At 71.7% G+C, this 19,494-nt stretch carries 16 protein-coding genes and 1 riboswitch; of the genes, 8 read left to right on the top strand and 8 right to left on the bottom strand.

What is annotated here, in order from left to right; all coding sequences use genetic code 11:
- From IEY71_RS07145 to IEY71_RS07175, 7 genes are all read right to left on the bottom strand, one after another.
- The coding region (locus IEY71_RS07145) for a DHA2 family efflux MFS transporter permease subunit (RefSeq protein WP_373292257.1) at nucleotides 1-1,516 on the bottom strand (1,516 nt) is incomplete at its 3' end.
- Between the two features lie 201 nt (nucleotides 1,517-1,717).
- Nucleotides 1,718-1,855 carry a hypothetical protein gene (locus IEY71_RS07150; protein WP_189084548.1) on the bottom strand — a complete coding sequence of 46 codons (138 nt, stop codon included), beginning with the start codon at nucleotides 1,853-1,855 and terminating at the stop codon, nucleotides 1,718-1,720.
- Nucleotides 1,856-1,935: 80 nt separating this feature from the next.
- Nucleotides 1,936-3,084, bottom strand: a complete 1,149-nt coding sequence (locus tag IEY71_RS07155) for a cysteine desulfurase family protein (RefSeq protein ID WP_189084549.1) — start codon at nucleotides 3,082-3,084, stop codon at nucleotides 1,936-1,938.
- Entirely contained in the window at nucleotides 3,081-3,953 is an 873-nt protein-coding gene (gene nadC / locus IEY71_RS07160; RefSeq protein ID WP_189084550.1) for a carboxylating nicotinate-nucleotide diphosphorylase, read from the bottom strand. The genes IEY71_RS07155 and nadC overlap by 4 nt, the downstream gene beginning before the upstream one ends.
- Nucleotides 3,953-5,470, bottom strand: a complete 1,518-nt coding sequence (nadB, locus tag IEY71_RS07165; RefSeq protein ID WP_189084551.1) for an L-aspartate oxidase — start codon at nucleotides 5,468-5,470, stop codon at nucleotides 3,953-3,955. Before nadB ends, nadC begins: the two co-directional genes overlap by 1 nt.
- 2 nt (nucleotides 5,471-5,472) lie before the next feature.
- Nucleotides 5,473-6,846 carry a quinolinate synthase NadA gene (gene nadA / locus IEY71_RS07170; RefSeq protein ID WP_189084552.1) on the bottom strand — a complete coding sequence of 458 codons (1,374 nt, stop codon included), beginning with the start codon at nucleotides 6,844-6,846 and terminating at the stop codon, nucleotides 5,473-5,475.
- Nucleotides 6,843-7,553 (bottom strand): NUDIX hydrolase, encoded by a 711-nt coding sequence (locus IEY71_RS07175; RefSeq protein WP_189084553.1) that lies wholly within the window; start codon nucleotides 7,551-7,553, stop codon nucleotides 6,843-6,845. Before IEY71_RS07175 ends, nadA begins: the two co-directional genes overlap by 4 nt.
- A gap of 167 nt (nucleotides 7,554-7,720) precedes the next feature.
- Nucleotides 7,721-7,819, top strand: a riboswitch (glycine riboswitch).
- 133 nt (nucleotides 7,820-7,952) lie between these two features.
- Here IEY71_RS07175 and gcvT point away from each other — a divergent pair.
- The 4 genes from gcvT to IEY71_RS07195 all read left to right on the top strand — a co-directional run bounded on the left by gcvT (nucleotide 7,953) and on the right by IEY71_RS07195 (nucleotide 13,013).
- A complete protein-coding gene (gene gcvT / locus IEY71_RS07180; protein ID WP_189084554.1) occupies nucleotides 7,953-9,119 on the top strand; it encodes a glycine cleavage system aminomethyltransferase GcvT in 1,167 nt (388 codons plus the stop codon).
- Nucleotides 9,120-9,204: 85 nt separating this feature from the next.
- A complete protein-coding gene (gene gcvH / locus IEY71_RS07185) occupies nucleotides 9,205-9,576 on the top strand; it encodes a glycine cleavage system protein GcvH (RefSeq protein WP_189084555.1) in 372 nt (123 codons plus the stop codon).
- Nucleotides 9,577-9,591: 15 nt separating this feature from the next.
- On the top strand, nucleotides 9,592-12,483 hold the full coding sequence (gene gcvP / locus IEY71_RS07190) for an aminomethyl-transferring glycine dehydrogenase (protein ID WP_189084556.1): 2,892 nt from the start codon (nucleotides 9,592-9,594) through the stop codon (nucleotides 12,481-12,483).
- Between the two features lie 125 nt (nucleotides 12,484-12,608).
- Entirely contained in the window at nucleotides 12,609-13,013 is a 405-nt protein-coding gene (locus tag IEY71_RS07195; RefSeq protein WP_189084557.1) for a hypothetical protein, read from the top strand.
- Here IEY71_RS07195 and IEY71_RS07200 read toward each other — a convergent pair.
- Nucleotides 12,952-13,716, bottom strand: coding sequence for a CPBP family intramembrane glutamic endopeptidase (locus IEY71_RS07200; protein WP_189084558.1), 765 nt, complete (start codon nucleotides 13,714-13,716; stop codon nucleotides 12,952-12,954). The two genes, IEY71_RS07195 and IEY71_RS07200, sit on opposite strands and share 62 nt — an antisense overlap.
- A 207-nt stretch (nucleotides 13,717-13,923) precedes the next feature.
- Between IEY71_RS07200 and IEY71_RS07205 the strand changes: the two genes are divergently transcribed.
- The 4 genes from IEY71_RS07205 to IEY71_RS07220 all read left to right on the top strand — a co-directional run bounded on the left by IEY71_RS07205 (nucleotide 13,924) and on the right by IEY71_RS07220 (nucleotide 19,379).
- Entirely contained in the window at nucleotides 13,924-15,549 is a 1,626-nt protein-coding gene (locus IEY71_RS07205) for a peptide ABC transporter substrate-binding protein (RefSeq protein ID WP_189084559.1), read from the top strand.
- A gap of 182 nt (nucleotides 15,550-15,731) precedes the next feature.
- Nucleotides 15,732-16,661, top strand: coding sequence for an ABC transporter permease (locus IEY71_RS07210; RefSeq protein ID WP_189084560.1), 930 nt, complete (start codon nucleotides 15,732-15,734; stop codon nucleotides 16,659-16,661).
- On the top strand, nucleotides 16,651-17,604 hold the full coding sequence (locus tag IEY71_RS07215; protein ID WP_189084561.1) for an ABC transporter permease: 954 nt from the start codon (nucleotides 16,651-16,653) through the stop codon (nucleotides 17,602-17,604). Before IEY71_RS07210 ends, IEY71_RS07215 begins: the two co-directional genes overlap by 11 nt.
- Nucleotides 17,601-19,379, top strand: coding sequence for a dipeptide ABC transporter ATP-binding protein (locus IEY71_RS07220; protein ID WP_189084562.1), 1,779 nt, complete (start codon nucleotides 17,601-17,603; stop codon nucleotides 19,377-19,379). Before IEY71_RS07215 ends, IEY71_RS07220 begins: the two co-directional genes overlap by 4 nt.
- The last annotated feature ends 115 nt before the right edge of the window (nucleotides 19,380-19,494 follow it).

Here is a 19,494-nt window from a genome sequence, read left to right on the forward strand (position 1 = left end):
CGCCCTCGCCCATGTCGGCGGGCTTGCGGACGAAGAAGGTGCCCACGACGGCCGCGACGGAGATGATCGCGCCGACCAGGAACGCGGCGCGGATGCCGGCCGCCTCCGAGGTCTCGAGGGCGGCGCCGGTCGCGGCGACCGCCGCCGACTGCGCCGTCATCACCGTGATGAACAGGGCCGTGCCCGCGGCGCCCGCCACCTGCTGCACCGTGCCCACGATCGCCGAGCCGTGCGAGTAGAACCGCGGCTCGATCGAGCCGAGCGCCGAGGTGAACAGCGGCGTGAACATGAACGCCAGGGCGGCGGAGAGCACGATGTGCGCGACGAGCATCAGCCACCACGGGGTCTGCTCGCTGACCATCGTGAGCGACCACAGCACGCCGCTGACGACGATGCTGCCCGGCACGAGGAGCGGGGTCGGGCCCACGCGGTCGTAGAGACGCCCGACCGTCGGCCCGAGCAGGCCCATGACGAGTCCGCCGGGCAGGAGCAGCAGCCCGGTCGCGAGCGGCTCGAGGTGCAGCACGTTCTGCAGGTAGATCGGCAGCAGGATGATCGTGCCGAACAGCGCCGCCATCATGACGACCATGAGCGCGATCGACACTGCGAAGTTGCGCGAGTGGAAGGTGCGGAGGTCGAGCAGCGCCCGGTCGCGGCGCTGCAGGCGCAGCTGACGCCAGATGAACGCCCCGAGCGCGACGGCGCCGACGCCGAGCGCGACCCACAGCGGCACGGTGTCGCCGGGCGCCTTGCCGGTGACGACGCCGCCGAGGATGCTCAGGCCGTAGACGAGGCCGCCGAAGCCGAAGGCCGAGAGCACCACGGAGAACACGTCGAGCGGGAGCACCCGGGTCTCGCTGACGTTCTCGACCTTGCGGAAGCCGATCACGAGCATGACGAGGGCGATCGGCAGCACGAACCAGAACATGAACCGCCAGGAGAGGAAGTTCAGCACCAGGCCGGAGATGGTCGGCCCGATGGCGGGCGCGACCGACATCACGATCGAGACGCGGCCCATGAAGCGGCCGCGGTCGCTCGGCGCGACGACGGTCATGAGCGTCGTCATGAGCAGCGGCATCATGATCGCGGTGCCGGTGGCCTGCACGATGCGGCCGCCGAGGAGCACCTCGAAGCCGGGCGCCGTCGCGGCGATCAGCGTGCCCGCCGAGAACAACGACATGGCCGTGATGAACATCGAGCGGGTCGGGAAGCGCTGCAGCAGGAAGCCCGTGATCGGGATGACGACGGCCATCGTGAGCATGAACGCCGTGGTCAGCCACTGCGCGGCCGACAGCGAGATGTGCAGGTCGTCGACGAGGTGCGGGATGGCGACGCCCATGATCGTCTCGTTGAGGAAGACGACGAAGGTGGCGCCGAGCAGCAGCCAGATGACCTTGGTGTCGCGGGCGCCGTGCTCGGGCTGGGCGGCGCGGATGGCCGCGTCCTCCGCGGCGGCGGCGGGCGAGTCGGCGAGGGCCGCGTCGGCGGCGGCAGCGGTCGAGGCGGAGTCCGCCAGGCCGGCGGACGGGGCGGGCTGAACGGAGTCGAGGTCGGAAACGGCGCGTTCGGTCAAGGAGGTTCCCATCGAGAAGGGCGGCGCGGACGAGCGCCTGAGAGTGGTGCGTCGGTGCAGAGTGCAACCCGCCCTGGTTCAGGCGCTATTCCCAGATCGACCGATCGATAGGAACGAATACGAAACGCGGGGAATCGCGGCGGATTACGGGGCGGGCGCGGGCCCGTCGGTCGGGCTCGGCTCGGGGAGCCAGCCCTTCAGCAGCTGCTCTTCGGGAGCGAGCTCGTCTTCGATGCGGCGCTCGCGCTCGTCATCGGAAGGGGTGGGAGTTGCATCGCTCATGATTCCAAGATAGCGCGGCCCACCGACATCCGCACCGGTGCTCCGCCGACGGCGCCGGATCGCGAGGCGTCGCTCGTCGCTCAACCGCGGTGGCCGAGCCTGCGCACCGCGGCGACCGCCCGGCTCGCCGCGAGGACCGTCGTCTCGATCTCCCCCGCGGTGGTCGCCGCGCCGAGGGTGAAACGCACCGCCGTGCCCGCGAGCTCCGCCGGCACGCCCATCGCCGTGAGCACGTGCGAGGGCTCCGTGCGGCCGACCGCGCACGCGGATCCGCTCGAGGAGATCACGCCGTCGCGCTCGAGCTCGAGCAGCACCGCTTCGCCGCTCGCTCCGGGGAAGAGGAACGACGCGGTCGAGGCGAGCCGCTCGGTGGGGTGGCCCGTGAGGCGCGACTCGGGGATCTCGGCAAGGACGCGGGCGACGAGCCGCCGACCGAGTTCGTCCGTGCGGGCGGCGTGCTCCTCGCGCTCCCGTTCGGCGAGCTCGAGCGCCGTCGCGAAGGCCACGGCGCCGGCCACGTTCTCGGTGCCGGAGCGGCGGCCGCGCTCCTGCCCGCCGCCGTGCAGCACCGGCTCGAGCGGCACCCGCCCGCGCACGACGAGCGCCCCGACGCCCTTCGGCGCCCCGACCTTGTGCCCCGCGAGGCTGAGCGCGTCCGCGCCGAGGGCGTCGAGATCGAGCGGCAGCCGGCCGGCGGCCTGCACGGCGTCGCTGTGCACGACGGCCCCGCGCTCGCGGGCGAGGGCGGCGAGCTCGGCCAGCGGCTGCACGGTGCCGACCTCGTTGTTCGCGAGCTGGATCGAGACGAGCGTCGTGTCCGGCCGCAGCACGGCGGCGAGCGCCTCCGGGTGCACGAGGCCCGAGGCGTCCACCGGCACGAGGTCGAGGGCGAAGCCGTGCGCGCGCTCCAAGAACCGGGCGGACTCGAGCACCGCCTCGTGCTCGATGGCCGAGACGACGAGGTGCCGTCCGCGCGGCGCGGCGAGCGCCGGTCCCTTCACCGCGAGGTTGTCGGCCTCGGTGCCGCCGCTCGTGAAGACGACCTCGCCCGGTCGGGCGCCGGTCGCGGCCGCCACGCGCTCGCGCGCCCACTCGAGCGCCGCGGCCGCCTGCTCACCGAGCCCGTGGCTGCTGGAGGGGTTCCCGAAGGCGCCCGTCAGGTACGGCCACATCGCCTCGAGCGCCTCGCGGCGCACCGGGCCCGTCGCGGCATGGTCGAGGTAGATCACGTGGCCGGTCCGCCCTCCGCGCGCACGTCGAGGTCGAGCCCGAGGTCGAGGGAGCGGACCGAGTGGGTGAGGGCGCCGACCGAGATCACGTCGACCCCGGTCGCGGCGATCGCGGCGACGGTGTCGAGGGTCACCCCGCCCGAGGCCTCGACGATCGCGCGGCCCGCGATCCGCTCGACGCCCGCCGCGAGCTCGTCGAGCGAGAAGTTGTCGAGCATGATCGTGTCGGCGCCGCCGTCGAGCACGGCGTCGAGCTGGTCGAGCCGGTCCACCTCGACCTCGAGGTGCACGGTGTGGCCGAGCCGCTCGCGCGCCCCGCGCAGCGCCGTGGCGAGGTCGAGTCCGCCCGCCGTGAGGACCGCGAGGTGGTTGTCCTTCGCCATCACCGCGTCGGAGAGCGAGCGGCGGTGGTTGCGTCCGCCGCCGTCGCGCACCGCCCGGCGTTCGAGGCTTCGCAGGCCGGGCGTGGTCTTCCGGGTGTCGACGATGCGGGCGCGCGTGCCGGCGGCCGCGGCGACGTACTCCGCGGTCAGCGTGGCGATCCCGCTCATCCGCTGCACCAGGTTGAGGCCCACTCGCTCGGCGGTGAGCACTCCGCGCGCGGGGCCTCGCACGGTGGCGAGCGTCTGCCCGGCCTCGAAGCGCTCGCCGTCGTGCACGAGGAAGTCCACGTCGATCGCCGCGTCGACGAGCCGGAACGCGGCCCGGAAGGCGTCGGATCCGCTGAGCACGCCCGGCTCCCGGGCGACGAGCGCGGCGTCGGCGACGGCGTCCGCCGGGATGAGGGTCTCCGAGGTCAGGTCGCCCCAGGGGGCGTCCTCGTCGAGGGCGGCGGAGACGAGCCGGTCGAGCTCACGGTCGGTGGTCATCAGGCGGCCTCCTCGTACGGGGCGGGTGGGATCTGGGTGGCGGGCTCGTCGGTGCGGCAATGCGCGCCGACGCTCTCGCGTCGGGCGAGCGCCGCGGCGACGGTGCGGCGCGCGAGCTCGAGCAGGTTGCGGTCCTCGGCGCTCGCCCGGTCGCCTACCTCGGGTGCGCGCCAGCCCGCGAGGACGGATGCCGCCGCCTCGAGTCCGGCGGCCGAGCGCTCGAGCCCGGCGGCGTCCCACATGAGCGTGCGGAGCGCTCCCCGGTCCATCGCCCGCCCCGCCTCTCGACGTGCCCGACTTCGATCCACGTCGGGCGACTCGGGGGAGGTGGGGACGGGGGTCGGAACGGTGGGAGCGGCGAGGAGGGCGCGCGCGGCGCGCTCGGCGAACACAGCGGCCTCGAGCAGCGAGTTCGAGGCGAGCCGGTTGGCGCCGTGCACGCCGGTGCGGGCGCACTCGCCCACGGCGAAGAGGTTCGGCAGGGTGGTGCGGGCGTCGAGGTCCACGACGATCCCGCCCATCGCGTAGTGCGCGGCGGGCGTCACCGGGATCGGCTCGCGCGACCAGTCGAAGCCGGCGTCGCGGACGATGCGGTCGAGCCCCGGGAAACGGCGGGCGAGCACGTCCCCGCCGAGCGCCGTCGCGTGGAGCAGCGCGGGGGCCCCGCCCTGCTCGGCCATCGTGCGCCACACGGCGCGGGCGACGACGTCGCGCGGGGCGAGCTCGGCGAGCGGGTGCGCCTCGGCGAGGAAGCGCCGCCCCGAGGCATCCCGCAGCACCGCGCCCTCGCCGCGCACCGCCTCGGAGATGAGCGGGGTGCCCGGAACCGCGAGCGCGGTGGGATGGAACTGCACGAATTCCAGATCGGCGACCGCGGCCCCGGCGCGGGCGGCCGCGGCGACCCCGTCGCCCGTCGCGACGGCGGGGTTCGTGGTGTGCAGGTAGAGCTGCCCCGCCCCGCCGGTGGCGAGCACGACGTGATCGGCCCGGCGTTCGACGACGGCCCCGTCGGCGTCGAGCAGGACGGCCCCGACGACGCCCCCGCCCTCCACGAGGAGGTCGAGCAGCATCGTGCGCTCGTGCACCGCGACCGTGCGCCGTCGCACGGTCGCGACCAGGGCGGCCTCGATCGCCGCGCCGGTCGCGTCGCCGCCGGCGTGCACGATGCGCGCACGGGAGTGCGCCGCCTCGAGCCCGCGCTCCAGCCCGGACTCGTCGCGGTCGAAGCCCACGCCGAAGCGGATGAGGTCGCGCACCCGGGCCGGCCCCTCCTCGCAGAGCACGCGCACCACCGCTGGGTCGGCGAGCCCGGCGCCTGCGGCGATCGTGTCGGCGTAGTGCCGCTCGGCGGAGTCGTCGGGGAAGAGGGCCGCCGCGATGCCGCCCTGCGCGTACCGGGTGCTGCCCTCGGCGAGCTCGGTCTTCGTCACCAGCTCGACGGTGCAGCCGGCCTCGGCGGCGCGCACCGCGGTCCACAGGCCCGCGATGCCGCCGCCGACGACGAGCACGCTCGGCACGGTCAGCTCCGAGCCGCGGCGGGAGGCGCGCTCGGCGCCGTGGGCGCCGCGCCGCTCACGGGCGCCCCGCTCGGCAGGGCCCGCAGCATCCGCTCGAGCGCGACCTTCGCGTCGGCGGCGACGGCGTCGGGAACCTGGATGCGGTTCACGACTCGGCCCTCGACGAGCTCCTCGAGCACCCAGGCGAGATAGCCGGGGTGGATGCGGTACATCGTCGAGCAGGGGCATACCACCGGGTCGAGGCAGAAGATGGTGTGCTCGGGGTGCTCGGCGGCGAGCCGCTGCACGAGGTTGATCTCGGTGCCGATCGCGAAGGTGGTGCCCGCCGGGGCGGCCTGGATCGCCTTCACGATGTAGTCCGTCGAGCCGGCCGCGTCGGAAGCATCGACGACGGGCATCGGCGACTCGGGGTGCACGATCACCCGCACGCCGGGGTGCTCGCGACGCGCCTGGGCGATCTGCTCGACCGTGAAGCGGCGGTGCACCGAGCAGAAGCCGTGCCAGAGGATCACGCGGGCGTCGCCGAGCGCCGCCGCGTCGTTGCCGCCCAGCGGCTGCCGCGGGTTCCACATCGGCATCGCCTCGAGCGGCACGCCCATCGCCTTCGCGGTGTTGCGGCCGAGGTGCTGGTCGGGGAAGAAGAGCACCCGGCGGCCGCGCTCGAAGGCCTGCTCGAGCACGGTGCGGGCGTTCGAGGACGTGCAGACGATGCCGCCGTGCCGCCCGACGAAGCCCTTGAGCGCCGCCGAGGAGTTCATGTAGGTCACCGGCACCACGGGCAGGAGCCCGTCGGCGTCGGGGGTGTCGAGGTCGCCGTAGACCGTGGCGAGCTGCTCCCAGCAGGCCTCGACGCTCGCCTCGTCGGCCATGTCGGCCATCGAGCAGCCCGCCGCGAGGTTCGGCAGGATGACGGCCTGCTCCGGGCGCGACAGGAGGTCGGCGGTCTCGGCCATGAAGTGCACGCCGCAGAAGACGATCGCCTCGGCATCGGGCCGGGTCAGCGCGGCGTTCGCGAGCTGGAAGGAGTCGCCGACGAAGTCCGCGTGCTGCACCACCTCGTCGCGCTGGTAGAAGTGGCCGAGGATGACGACGCGCTCGCCGAGGGTCTGCTTGGCGCGGCGGATGCGCTCGTGCAGCTCCTCGTCGCTCGCGAGCCGATAGGCCTCGGGCAGCGCGCCCTGCCGGGGCGAGCCGGTGGGGATGACGTCGCCCATCGATGCGCCGGGCCCGTAGGAGGCGGGGCCGGCGTCGAAGGTCCAGGGGCCCTCGGCGAGTTCGGGTGCGCAGCTCTCGCCGCCGCTCGCGCCGCTCGCGATGAGACGGATGCTGCGGTCGACGGATGCCGCGCGGCGGGTGTCGAGGGAGGTGGGGCTCATGACGCGGTCCTCTCGGCGTCTCGGAACGGTTCCCGGATGCCCGGCGCGGGGCCGGCCGGGTCGTAGCGGTACAGCTTCGGCGGGCGGTGCGGAGTGCCGGCGCGGTGCTCGCCGGTCTCCTGCAGGCCGCCCGAGGCGAGCATGGTGCGGCGGAAGTTCGCCGGGTCGAGCGGGCGGCGGAGCACCGCCTCGTACACTTCGCGCAACTCGGCGAGCGTGAAGGTGCGGCCGAGCAGCGCGTGCGCGATCTCCGAGTACTCGACCTTCGTGCGGAGTCGCCAGAGCGCGTAGGCGATGATCTCGGCGTGGTCAAAAGCGAGCGCGGGCAGGGTGTCGGCCGGCACCCAGCGCACGTTCGGGCCGATGGTGGCGCGGGCGGCCTCGTCGCTCGGCAGCAGCGCCCAGTAGACGACGGAGACGACGCGCTCGCCGGGGGAGCGGTCGACGCCGCCGAAGGTGTAGAGCTGCTCGAGGTAGCTCGGCGCGAGGCCGGTCGTGGCCCGCAGGGTGCGGGCGGCGGCGGTCTCGAGCTCCTCGTTCGGCGGCAGCCAGCCGCCCGGCAGGGCCCAGTGGCCGAGCTGGGGCTCGCGGGTGCGGCGCACGAGCGGGGTCCAGAGCGCGGGCGGGCCGCCGGCGCGGTCGGCGCGGAGCGCGAAGATGACGGTGGAGACGGCGAGGCGCGCGGTGCTCGGCGGGGTCGTGGGCATCGCTGCTCCCTCCGGCGATTCCGTCTTCGAGTCAGGATGACTCGAAGGCCATGGACGGCAGCTTACAGTCAGGATGACTCGAAGGCGAATCCGTGCGCGCCGAGTCCCGCCCCCGGGAGCCGGGGCCGGTGCGGTAGGATCGGGCACACAACCGCATACCGGGCCATCGACGCGTCGCGGGAGAGCCACCGGCAGTCATCGTCGGGGGCACCGAAGGAGCAAGCCTCCCCGCCAATCTCTCAGGTACACGACACCGCGATGACGAGGCCGCTCTGAAAAGTGCCCGTTTCGGGCCGCCCACGGTGAAAGCGCACATCCCGCGCGAAACTCTCAGGCTCATGACAGAGGGGGAGTTCTCACGCGGCATCCGCCGCGCGTCTCGACGATCGAGGAGAACTCGTGTCCGATTCCGGAACCACCCCCGAAGAGCGCCGCAGCCCGCTCGACGCCGTGCACCGCGCCGCGGGCGCCTCCTTCACGGACTTCGCCGGCTGGCAGATGCCGGTGCGGTACTCCAGCGACCTCGCCGAGCACCACGCGGTGCGCGAGCACGCGGGCCTCTTCGACCTCTCCCACATGGCCGAGATCTCCCTGATCGGGCCGGGCTCCGCCGAGGCGCTCGACCACGCCCTCGCCGGCAAGCTCTCGGCGATCGCCGTCGGCCAGGCGAAGTACTCGCTGCTGCTCGCCGAGGACGGCGGCATCATCGACGACCTCGTCGTCTACCGCACGGGGGAGGACCGCTTCCTCGTCGTCGCCAACGCCTCGAACCGCGACGTCGTCGCCGCCGAGCTGATCGACCGCGCCGAGGGCTTCGAGACCTTCGTCTCCGACGAGAGCGACGACATCGCCCTCATCGCCCTGCAGGGCCCCGACGCGCTCGCCGTGCTGCTCGAGACGCCCGGACTCGGCGTCGAAGGTCCCGGCAACGACCAGGAGGACTTCGACCGGGCCATCACCGAGCTGAAGTACTACCGCTCCTTCCCTGCCACGTTCGAGGGCGAGCCCGTGCTCGTCGCCCGCACCGGCTACACCGGCGAGGACGGCTTCGAGCTCTATCTCGCGCCCGAGCTGGCGCCCAAGCTCTGGGAGGCGCTCGCCGAGACCGGCGGGCCCCGCGTCGTGCCGTGCGGCCTCGCGAGCCGCGACACGCTCCGCCTCGAGGCGGGCATGCCGCTCTACGGGCACGAGCTCGGCCGAGGCATCCTGCCCGCCCAGGCCGGTCTCGGTCGCGTCGTCTCCTTCGCCAAGGAGGCCGAGTTCATCGGCCGGGCGGCGGCCGAGCGCGGCCCGGCCGAGGACGCTCCCGTGCTCGTCGGCCTCACCGCGGAGGGCCGGCGAGCCCCCCGCGCCGGCTACGAGGTCTACGACGGCGAGTCCGCCGAGGCCCGACGCGTCGGCGAGATCACGAGCGGGGCGCTCTCGCCCACCCTCGGCCACCCCGTCGCGATGGCGTTCGTGGCGCCCGAGCTCGCCGAGCCCGGCACCGCCCTCTTCGTCGACGTCCGCGGCACCCGCATCCCGGCGACCGTCGTCGCCCTCCCCTTCTACCGACGCGCCTCCTGATCCGGCCTCCCGCCCGAGCACGGGCGAGCCGGCCGCAGGCGACACGACGAGCCATCCACCGACCCCACCACCGAGGAGCCCCATCATGACCGACGTCACCGCACTGCAGTACACCGAAGAGCACGAGTGGGTGAAGGTCGACGGCGACACCGTCGTCATCGGCATCACCGACTACGCCGCCGAGAAGCTCGGCGACGTCGTCTACGTCGACCTGCCCGCCGCGGGCACCGCCGTCAGCGCGGGCACCGTCGTCGGCGAGATCGAGTCGACCAAGTCGGTCGGCGAGCTCTTCGCCCCGATCGACGGCGAGGTCGTCGAGGCGAACCAGGCCGTCATCGACTCCCCGGAGCTCGTCAACAGCGACCCGTTCGGCGAAGGCTGGCTCATCAAGCTCTCCGCGCCCGAGCTGCCGACGCTCATGACCCACGCCGAGTACCGCGCCTTCGTCGGCGAGTAAGGACCCCAGCGCCCGATGAGCACCACCTCGACGTTCGACCTCGACGCCTTCGGGCGCCGCCACATCGGCACCACCGCCGCCGACCAGCAGCGCATGCTCGCCGAGCTCGGCTACGACTCGCTCGACGAGCTGATGTCGGCCGCCGTGCCGGCCTCGATCCGCATGGGCGAGGTGCTGAACTCCGCCATCCCGGCCGCGGCGACCGAGCGCGAGGCGCTCGCCGAGCTCGCGGCGCTCGCCGCGCAGAACACGGTGCGCACCTCGATGATCGGGCTCGGGTACTCGGGCACGATCACGCCGGCCGTGATCCAGCGCAACGTGCTCGAGAACCCGAGCTGGTACACGGCGTACACGCCGTACCAGCCCGAGATCAGCCAGGGCCGGCTCGAGGCGCTCATCAACTTCCAGACCATGGTCGAAGACCTGACCGGGCTCGACATCGCCAACGCCTCCATGCTCGACGAGGGCACCGCGGTCGTCGAGGCGATGCTCCTCGCCCGGCGCGCATCGAAGTCGCCGTCGAACCGCTTCGTCGTCGACGCCGACGCCCTCCCGCAGACCAAGGCGCTGCTCGCCTCGCGATCGGCGGTGCTCGGCATCGAGCTCGTCGAGGCCCCGCTGGCCGAGACGAGCGACGTCGCCGCGCTCGGCGAGCACTTCGGTGTCTTCGTGCAGTACCCCGGCGCCTCGGGCCGGGTCTGGGAGCCGTCGGCCGTGCTCGCCGCCACGAAGGCGCAGGGCGGCCTCGCCGTCGCCGCGGCCGATCTGCTCGCCCTCGCCGTGCTCACGAGCCCCGGCGAGCTCGGCGCCGACGTCGCCGTCGGCACCTCGCAGCGCTTCGGCGTGCCGATGGGCTTCGGCGGACCGCACGCCGGGTACATGGCCGTCCGCAAGGGCCTCGAGCGCCAGATGCCGGGCCGGCTCGTCGGGGTCTCCGTGGATGCCTCGGGCGCGCCCGCCTACCGGCTCAGCCTGCAGGCGCGCGAGCAGCACATCCGCCGCGAGAAGGCGACCTCGAACATCTGCACCGCCCAGGTGCTGCTCGCCGTGATGGCGTCGATGTACGCGGTCTACCACGGCCCCGCCGGTATCCGGCACATCGCGGTCTCGACCGCGCAGAAGGCCGCCGCGCTCGCCGAGGTGCTGACCGGCTACGGGCTCACGCTCGCGAGCGAGGCCTACTTCGACGCGATCGAGGTGCACGTGCCCGGCCTCGCGAAGAACGTCGTCGCCCGCGCCCGCGAGCTCGGCGTGCACCTCTGGGAGGTCGACGAGGCGACCGTGCACGTCGCGGTCGACGAGACGACCACGGAGGCGGAGCTCGCGCTCGCGGCCCGGGCCTTCGGCCTCCCCGAGGAGACCGTCGTGCCGGTCGACGTGCGCGCCCTGCCGGCCGGGCTCCCGGCGGGCCTCGCCCGCACGAGCGGCTACCTCACGCACCCGGTCTTCAACACGCACCAGTCCGAGACGCAGATGATGCGGTACCTGAAGACCCTCGCCGACCGCGACTACGCGCTCGACCGCGGCATGATCCCGCTCGGCTCGTGCACGATGAAGCTGAACGCCGCGACCGAGATGCAGGCCGTCACCTGGCCGGCCTTCGCGAACCTGCACCCCTTCGCGCCGGAGGCCGACGTCGTCGGCAGCCTCGGCCTCATCGAGCAGCTCGAGAGCTGGCTCGCCGAGGTCACGGGCTACGACACCGTCTCGCTGCAGCCGAACGCGGGCAGCCAGGGCGAGCTCGCGGGCCTGCTCGCGATCCGCGGCTACCACGACGCGAACGGCGAGCACGAGCGCGACGTCTGCCTTATCCCCTCGAGCGCGCACGGCACGAACGCGGCGTCCGCGGTGCTCGCGGGCATGCGCGTCGTCGTCGTCGCGACCGACGAGCTCGGCAACGTCGACCTCGACGACCTCCGCGCGAAGATCGCCGAGCACGCGGCGTCCATCGCGGCGCTCATGATCACCTACCCCTCGACGCACGGCGTGTACGAGCACGAGGTGAAGGAGATCACCCAGGCGGTGCACGACGCCGGCGGTCAGGTCTACGTCGACGGCGCGAACCTCAACGCGCTGCTCGGCTACGCGCGCTTCGGCGACTTCGGCGGCGACGTCTCGCACCTGAACCTGCACAAGACCTTCTGCATCCCGCACGGCGGCGGCGGCCCCGGCGTCGGGCCGGTCGCGGCCAAGGCGCACCTCGCGCCGTACCTGCCCGGGCACCCGCTCGCCCAGCGCCCCGACCACGCCGGCGGCTTCGTGCACGCCGGCGGACCGGTGTCGGCGGCGCCGTACGGCAGCCCGTCGATCCTGCCGATCTCGTGGGCGTACGTGCGGATGATGGGCGCGCAGGGGCTGCAGGACGCCACGGCGGCCGCGGTGCTCGCCGCGAACTACGTCGCCGCGCGGCTCCGCGAGCACTTCCCGGTGCTCTACACGGGCGAGCACGGGCTCGTGGCGCACGAGTGCATCCTCGATCTGCGGCCCCTCACGGCCGAGACGGGCGTGACGGTCGACGACGTCGCGAAGCGACTGATCGACTACGGCTTCCACGCCCCGACGATGTCGTTCCCGGTCGCGGGCACGCTCATGGTCGAGCCGACGGAGTCGGAGGACCTCGCGGAGCTCGAGCGCTTCGTGGAGGCGATGGTGAGCATCAAGACCGAGGCGGACGCCGTGGGACGGGGCGAGTGGCCCGCCGACGACAACCCGCTGCGGAACGCGCCGCACACGGCCGAGTCCGTCATCGCGGGGGAGTGGGCGCACCCCTACTCCCGCGAGCAGGCGGTCTACCCGGTGCGCTCGCTCGTGCGCAGCAAGTACTGGGCGCCCGTGCGCCGCATCGACCAGGCGTTCGGCGACCGCAACCTGGTCTGCGCGTGCCCGCCGGTGGAGGCGTTCGCCTGACGCGGAGCTGAGTCGAGGGGCGGATGCCCCGGGCGCGACGCGTCCGGGGCATCCGCCCCTGCCGTTCGGCGCGGCGCGGGTCTAAACTGAGGAACATTCACACGCGGAGGTGTCGGATGCTCCCCATGGACGCCCTGCTCGGGGCCGGATTCATCCTCTTCGTCGTGGGCCTCGCGGCCGCGACGAGCGAGCGCTTCGGGCTGGACACCCGCGCCGGCCTCCTCGAGCGCCGCGACCCGGCGACGGCGAACGCGATGCGACGCGCGCAAGCGGTCCTCGAGCTGCGGGGCGGGGGCTACGGCGACGAGTGCGTCGGCGCGGTCTGCACGCCGAGCCGACGGAGCTGGACCGACGGGGCCCGCGTGCGCGGCGCCGACACCGATCCCCGGGTCGAGGTCGCGGAGGAGCAGCTCCCGCCGATGCCGGCGACGGTCGTCGCCCTCGCGTCGGCGACGCACGTCCCCGGGGTCAGGCGGCCGGCGCCGCGAAGAGCCCCGGCCACCACGCGAGCGCCAGCGGATACCCGATGAAGGCCGCCATGTCGAGCACCCAGTGCGCGATGACGAGCGGCATCGTGCGCCCCCAGCGCACGTAGCACCAGCCGAACACGAGGCCCATCGCGACGTTGCCCGCGAACGGGCCGAAGCCCTGGTAGAGGTGGTACGTCCCTCGCAGCAACGCGCTCGAGACGATCGTCGCCCACGGTCCCACGCCGAGCTCCCGGAGCCGCGTGAAGAGATAGCCGACGACGATGATCTCCTCGGTGAGCGCCGCCTTCATCGCCGCGAGCACGAGGATCGGCACCGTCCACCAGTGGGTGTCGAGCGGGGCCGGCACCACGACCACGGTGATCCCCATCGCGCGGCCCGCGGCGTAGAGCGTGAGGCCGGGGATGCCGATCGCCGCGACGAGCGCGAGCCCGGAGGCCGCATCGCGCCCCGGTCGCGTGAAGTCGAAGCCGATACGGCGGAACGGGCTGCGGCCGGGCCGCCAGAGCAGATAGAGCGCGAGCGCGACGACGAACAGCCCGAAGAAGACGTCGAGGAACTGGTACGTGAAGTCGAGCCACTCGCGGCTCGAGCGGGACTGGTTGATCGCCGCCGACTGCTCGGCGAGCGGCGTCGTGTCGGTCACCCGCGCGACGATCGAGACGATCGAGTAGACGGCGGACGCGCCGAGCGAGAGGCCGAGCACGATGGCGAGCTCGACTCGCATGCGACGGGCGGCTGGCATGCGATCATCTTCGCACGGCGTCACAGAACGCAAGATTCCTGCGCATACGCGTCGGAATGCGGCGCGTCGAGGGTCGCCAGGTTTCGCGTCGGTAACGGTTTGGCCGCGGAGTTTGCTTCGAGTGAGAGGACTCCTTAGCCTCGATTTACCAGCGCTCGGGCGCGGCCAGAAGCCGTGCCTGCATGCGCACATCTCACAGGAGGAACATTGAAGATCAAGAGAATCGGCGTTGCCGCCATTGCTCTTGCTGCGGCCGGGGCGCTCACGCTCACCGGTTGCACGAGCGGTTCGCCGTCGTCGAGCGGTGCTGCCGGCGACTCGTCGGCCATCATCACGACCAACGGTTCCGAGCCCCAGAACCCGCTGATCCCGACCAACACCAACGAGGTCGGCGGCGGCAAGATCCTCGACGCGATCTTCGCCGGTCTGGTGTACTACGACGCCAAGGGTGCCGTGCACAACGACGTCGCGGAGTCCATCGAGTCCGACGACGCCCAGAACTACACCATCAAGATCAAGCCCGACCTGAAGTTCACGAACGGCGACCCGGTGAACGCCGAGTCGTTCGTCAAGGCGTGGAACTACGGCGCGGCGCTCGACAACGCGCAGCTCTCGAGCTACTTCTTCGGCGACATCGAGGGCTTCTCGCTCGACGAGAACCGCCCCGAGCTCTCGGGCCTCAAGGTCGTCGACGACCTGACCTTCACGGTCGCGCTCGTGCAGCCCGAGTCGGACTTCCCGCTCAGCCTCGGCTACTCGGCGTTCTACCCGCTCCCCGAGTCGGCGTGGGAAGACCTCGACGCGTTCGGTGAGAACCCGGTCGGCAACGGTCCGTACATGCTCGACGGCGAGGGCGCCTGGAAGCACAACGAGGAGATCAGCCTCGTCACGAACCCCGACTACGACGGTCCGCGCAAGGCGCAGAACGGCGGGCTCGACATCATCTTCTACGCCTCGCAGGACGCCTCGTACGCCGACCTGCAGGGCGGCAACGTCGACGTCGTCGACCAGATCCCGGAGGCGGCGCTCGCCAGCTACGCCGACGAGTTCCCGGACCGCTCGGTCAACCAGGCCGCGGCGATCTTCCAGTCCTTCACCATCCCCGCGCGCCTGCCGCACTTCTCGGGTGAGGAAGGCCAGCTCCGTCGCGCCGCCATCTCGATGGCGATCAACCGCGAGGAGATCACCGACGTGATCTTCGAGGGCACCCGCACCCCCGCGCACGACTTCACCTCGCCCGTCATCGACGGCTACTCGGAGGACGTGCCCGGCTCGGAGGTCCTCGAGTTCAACCCGGAGAAGGCGAAGGAGCTGTGGGCCCAGGCCGACGCCATCGCACCGTGGAGCGGCACCTTCCAGATCGCCTACAACGCCGACGGCGGCCACCAGGGCTGGGTCGACGCCGTGTCGAACCAGCTGAAGAACAACCTCGGCATCGACGCGTCGGGCAACCCGTACCCGACCTTCGCCGAGGCGCGCACCGAGATCACCAACCGCACCATCCAGACCGCGTTCCGCAGCGGTTGGCAGGCCGACTACCCGGCGCTGTTCAACTTCCTCGGGCCGCTGTACGGCACCGGTGCCGGTTCGAACGACGGTGACTACTCGAACCCCGAGGTCGACGCCCTCCTGAAGGAAGGCCGTGCGGAGACCGACATCGACGCCGCGAACGAGAAGTTCCAGCAGGTCCAGGAGATCCTGTTCAAGGACCTCCCCGCGGTCCCGCTGTGGTACTCGAACGTCAACGGCGCGTGGAACGACACCGTGGACAACGTGGAGTTCGGCTGGAACTCGGTTCCGCTGTACTACCAGATCACCAAGGCTGCGGAGTAGTTCCCAGCCTGCGACGACTCAGGGTTAGACTCTGAGGCGCCCGTGGGGCGGCGGTCATCAGACCGCCGCCCCACACCCACGTATCCTGCGGTGTCGCGATCGGCGTAGCATCGTAGGGCGACTCCACAACGGTGAGGTTTCTTCCAATAATGTCCACAACCGCAGAAGCCGAGGCCTGATCCATGGCCGGCTACATCCTGCGCCGACTGCTGCAGGCGATCCCTGTCTTGCTCGGCACCACCTTCCTGATCTACTTCATGGTCTTCGCCATGCCGGGCGACCCCGTCGTCGCCCTGTTCGGTGACAAGACCCCGCCCCCACAGGTCCTCGAGGCGGTGCGCGAGCGCTACAACCTCGACAAGCCGTTCATCGTCCAGTACCTGCTGTTCCTCGGCGGCATCTTCCGCGGCGACTTCGGCATCTCCTTCTCGGGCGAGCCCGTCTCCGACATCCTGGCCCGCACCTTCCCGGTGACGCTCCAGCTCGCCGCGATCGCCACGGTGTTCCTCGCCGTCGGCGGCATCCTCATCGGGCTCATCTCGGGCCTGCGCAAGGGCGGCATCTTCGACGCGAGCGCGCTCGTGGTGAGCCTCATCCTCATCTCGCTGCCGATCTTCGTCGTCGCCTTCACCGCGCAGTACATCTTCGGCGTCCAGCTCGGCTGGTTCAGGACGACCGTAGGCTCCGGAGCGCCGATCCAAGACCTGATATTGCCGGCGATGGTGCTGGCCACGGGAAGCTTCGCGCAGATCGTCCGACTGACGAGGGCGTCGGTCATCGAGACGGACGGCCAGGACTTCGTTCGCACCGCCGCGAGCAAGGGCCTGTCCCGGCGACGCATCGTCCCCGTGCACATCCTGCGCAACTCGCTCATCCCGGTCGTGACCTACATCGCCGTGGACTTCGGCGTGCTCATGGTGGGCGCCACCGTGACCGAGGGCATCTTCAACGTGCCCGGCGTCGGTCGCACCCTCTACCAGGCGATCATCCGCGGGGAGGGACCGACCGTCGTCTCCTTCGTGACCGTCATGGTGCTGATCTACCTCATCGTGAACCTCCTGGTGGATCTGCTGTACGCCGTTCTCGACCCGAGGATCCGCTATGTCAAGTAACACCCGATCCACCCAGCAGCACTACGTCGCCCCGGTCGAGGAGACCCCGCTCGTCGCCATCGACGCCGTCAAGGCCGAGGGCAAGCCCTCGAACCTCTGGCGCGACGCCTGGGCCGACGTCCGCCGCCGCCCGATGTTCTGGATCTCCGCGGCGATCATCCTGCTCGTCGTCGTGGTCGCCCTGTTCCCGGGCCTGTTCACCCAGGTGCCGCCGAACAACGACTGCCAGCTCTCGAACAGCAACGCCGGCCCCGCGCCCGGGCACCCGCTCGGCTTCACCAAGCAGGGCTGCGACATCTACTCGCGCATCATCCACGGCACCTCGACCTCGCTGTCGGTCGGCCTCATCGTGACGGTGCTCGTGGCGGTGCTCGGCATCCTGTTCGGCGCCTTCGCCGGCTTCTACGGCGGCTGGGTCGACTCGGTGCTCTCGCGTCTCGGCGACATCTTCTTCTCGATCCCCTACATCCTCGCGGCCGTCGTCGTCATGTCGGTGCTCTCGAAGTACGCGAGCATCTGGACGATCGCGTTGGCGATCGGCATCTTCGCGTGGCCGGCCACGGCGCGTGTGCTGAGAGCCGAGATCCTGAGGGTGAAGAACTCCGACTTCGTGATGGCGGCCACCGCCCTCGGCGTCTCCCGGTTCCGCATCCTGCTCCGGCACGTGCTGCCGAACTCGATCGCCCCGGTCATCGTGATCACCACCATCTCGCTCGCCTCGGCGATCGTCGCGGAGGCGACCCTGTCGTTCCTCGGCGTCGGCCTGCCGTCGAGCATCATGTCGTGGGGTAACGACATCAGCCAGGCGCAGCGCGACCTCCGCACCGCGCCGCAGACGCTGATCCTCCCGTCGATCGCGCTGAGCGTGACCGTGCTGAGCTTCATCATGCTCGGCGAGGTCATCCGCGACGCGCTCGACCCGAAGGCGAGGGCACGTCGATGACCGAGATCGAGACCCAGAAGACGATCGGAAGCTCCGTGCCCGAACCCCGTACCGACGACGAGCGACCCCTGCTCGAGATCAAGGATCTGAAGGTCGGCTTCAAGACGCAGACCGGCATGGTCACCGCGGTCGACGGCGTCGACATCACCCTCTACCGCGGGCAGAGCCTCGCGATCGTGGGGGAGTCGGGCTCCGGCAAGTCGACGACCGCGCACGCGATCATCAACCTGCTGCCGGGCTCCGGCGAGATCACCGGCGGCCAGATCCTCCTCGACGGGCAGGACCTGACCAAGGCGACGAAGCACGAGATGGAGTCCATCCGCGGCCGCAAGGTCGGCTTCGTCCCGCAGGACCCGATGTCGAACCTGAACCCGGTCTGGTCGATCGGCTTCCAGGTCGAGGAGGCGATCCGCGCGAACGGCATCGCGAGCGAGCGCAAGGCCGTCAAGGCGCGCGCGATCGAGGTGCTGAAGGAGGCCGGCCTCCAGGATGCGGACCGCCGCCTGAAGCAGTTCCCGCACCAGTTCTCGGGCGGCATGCGCCAGCGCGTGCTCATCGGCATGGGGCTCGCGGCGAACCCGCAGCTGCTCATCGCCGACGAGCCCACCTCGGCGCTCGACGTGACGGTGCAGCGGGTCATCCTCGACCACCTCGAGTCGCTCACCCGCGAGCTCGGCACCACGCTGCTGTTCATCACGCACGACCTGGGCCTCGCCGCCGAGCGCGCCGAGCAGCTCGTCGTGATGTACAAGGGCCGCGTGGTGGAGTCGGGCCCGTCGCTGCAGATCCTGCAGAACCCGCAGCACCCGTACACGCAGCGCCTCGTCGCCGCGGCGCCGAGCCTCGCCTCGCGCCGCATCCAGGCCACCGGCAGCATCAAGGCCGCCGAGGACTCGATGGGCGAGGACGCCGCGTCCGCGGCGGGCGAGGCGATCGACCTGATCGCCACGGCGGAGGCCCGGGCGGAGGCGCTCGAGACCGCCGCGGCCCAGCCGCCGGCGATCGTCGTGGAGGACCTGACCAAGGTCTACAAGATCCGCGGCACGGGCGACTTCACGGCCGTCGACAGCGTCTCGTTCCAGATCGCGAAGGGCACCACCACGGCGCTCGTCGGCGAATCGGGTTCGGGCAAGTCGACCGTCGCGAAGATGCTGCTGAAGCTCGAGGACTCGACCTCCGGTCGCATCCTCGTCGGCGGCGCCGATCTCGCGAACGTGCGCGGCAAGGAGCTCTTCGCGCTCCGCAGCCGCATGCAGCCGGTCTTCCAAGACCCCTACGGTTCGCTGAACCCGCTCCGCAACATCGGCAACACGATCGGCGAGCCGCTGATGACCCACAAGGTGGGCACCAAGGCGTCGCGCCGCGAGCGCGTGTTCGAGCTGCTCGACCAGGTCTCGCTGCCGCGGACCCTCGTCGGCCGCTACCCGAACGAGCTCTCCGGCGGTCAGCGCCAGCGCATCGCCATCGCACGGGCGCTCGCGCTGAAGCCCGAGATCGTCGTGCTCGACGAGGCCGTCTCGGCCCTCGACGTGCTCGTGCAGGCGCAGATCCTGCGCCTGCTCGCCGATCTCCAGGCCGAGCTCGGGCTCACCTACCTCTTCATCACGCACGACCTCGCGGTCGTGCGGGTCATCGCGGACAACGTCTGCGTGATGCAGAAGGGGCGCATCGTCGAGGCCGCGACCACCGACGAGGTGTTCGAGAACCCGCAGCAGCAGTACACCAAGGACCTGCTCGCCGCGATCCCGGGGGCGAACATCCCGCTCGGCGTCTGATCCGATCCGTTCGAGGGCCCGGCCGGTGTCAACCGGCCGGGCCTTCGGCGTGCCGACGCGGAGTCTGGGAACCGCGTGCCGAGGCGTTCTCCAGCGTGCGATACGATGTCAGGCG

Source organism: Agromyces mediolanus (assembly GCF_014648575.1).
Lineage (GTDB): Bacteria > Actinomycetota > Actinomycetes > Actinomycetales > Microbacteriaceae > Agromyces > Agromyces mediolanus.

Bases quoted from the DNA above. Each gene is read 5' to 3' on its own strand.
- IEY71_RS07150 (WP_189084548.1), bottom strand. From the start codon at position 1,855: ATGAGCGATGCAACTCCCACCCCTTCCGATGACGAGCGCGAGCGCCGC.
- nadC (WP_189084550.1), bottom strand. From the start codon at position 3,953: ATGACCACCGACCGTGAGCTCGACCGGCTCGTCTCCGCCGCCCTCGAC.
- nadA (WP_189084552.1), bottom strand. From the start codon at position 6,846: ATGAGCCCCACCTCCCTCGACACCCGCCGCGCGGCATCCGTCGACCGC.
- IEY71_RS07175 (WP_189084553.1), bottom strand. From the start codon at position 7,553: ATGCCCACGACCCCGCCGAGCACCGCGCGCCTCGCCGTCTCCACCGTC.
- gcvH (WP_189084555.1), top strand. From the start codon at position 9,205: ATGACCGACGTCACCGCACTGCAGTACACCGAAGAGCACGAGTGGGTG.
- gcvP (WP_189084556.1), top strand. From the start codon at position 9,592: ATGAGCACCACCTCGACGTTCGACCTCGACGCCTTCGGGCGCCGCCAC.
- IEY71_RS07195 (WP_189084557.1), top strand. From the start codon at position 12,609: ATGGACGCCCTGCTCGGGGCCGGATTCATCCTCTTCGTCGTGGGCCTC.
- IEY71_RS07200 (WP_189084558.1), bottom strand. From the start codon at position 13,716: ATGCCAGCCGCCCGTCGCATGCGAGTCGAGCTCGCCATCGTGCTCGGC.
- IEY71_RS07210 (WP_189084560.1), top strand. From the start codon at position 15,732: ATGGCCGGCTACATCCTGCGCCGACTGCTGCAGGCGATCCCTGTCTTG.
- IEY71_RS07215 (WP_189084561.1), top strand. From the start codon at position 16,651: ATGTCAAGTAACACCCGATCCACCCAGCAGCACTACGTCGCCCCGGTC.
- IEY71_RS07220 (WP_189084562.1), top strand. From the start codon at position 17,601: ATGACCGAGATCGAGACCCAGAAGACGATCGGAAGCTCCGTGCCCGAA.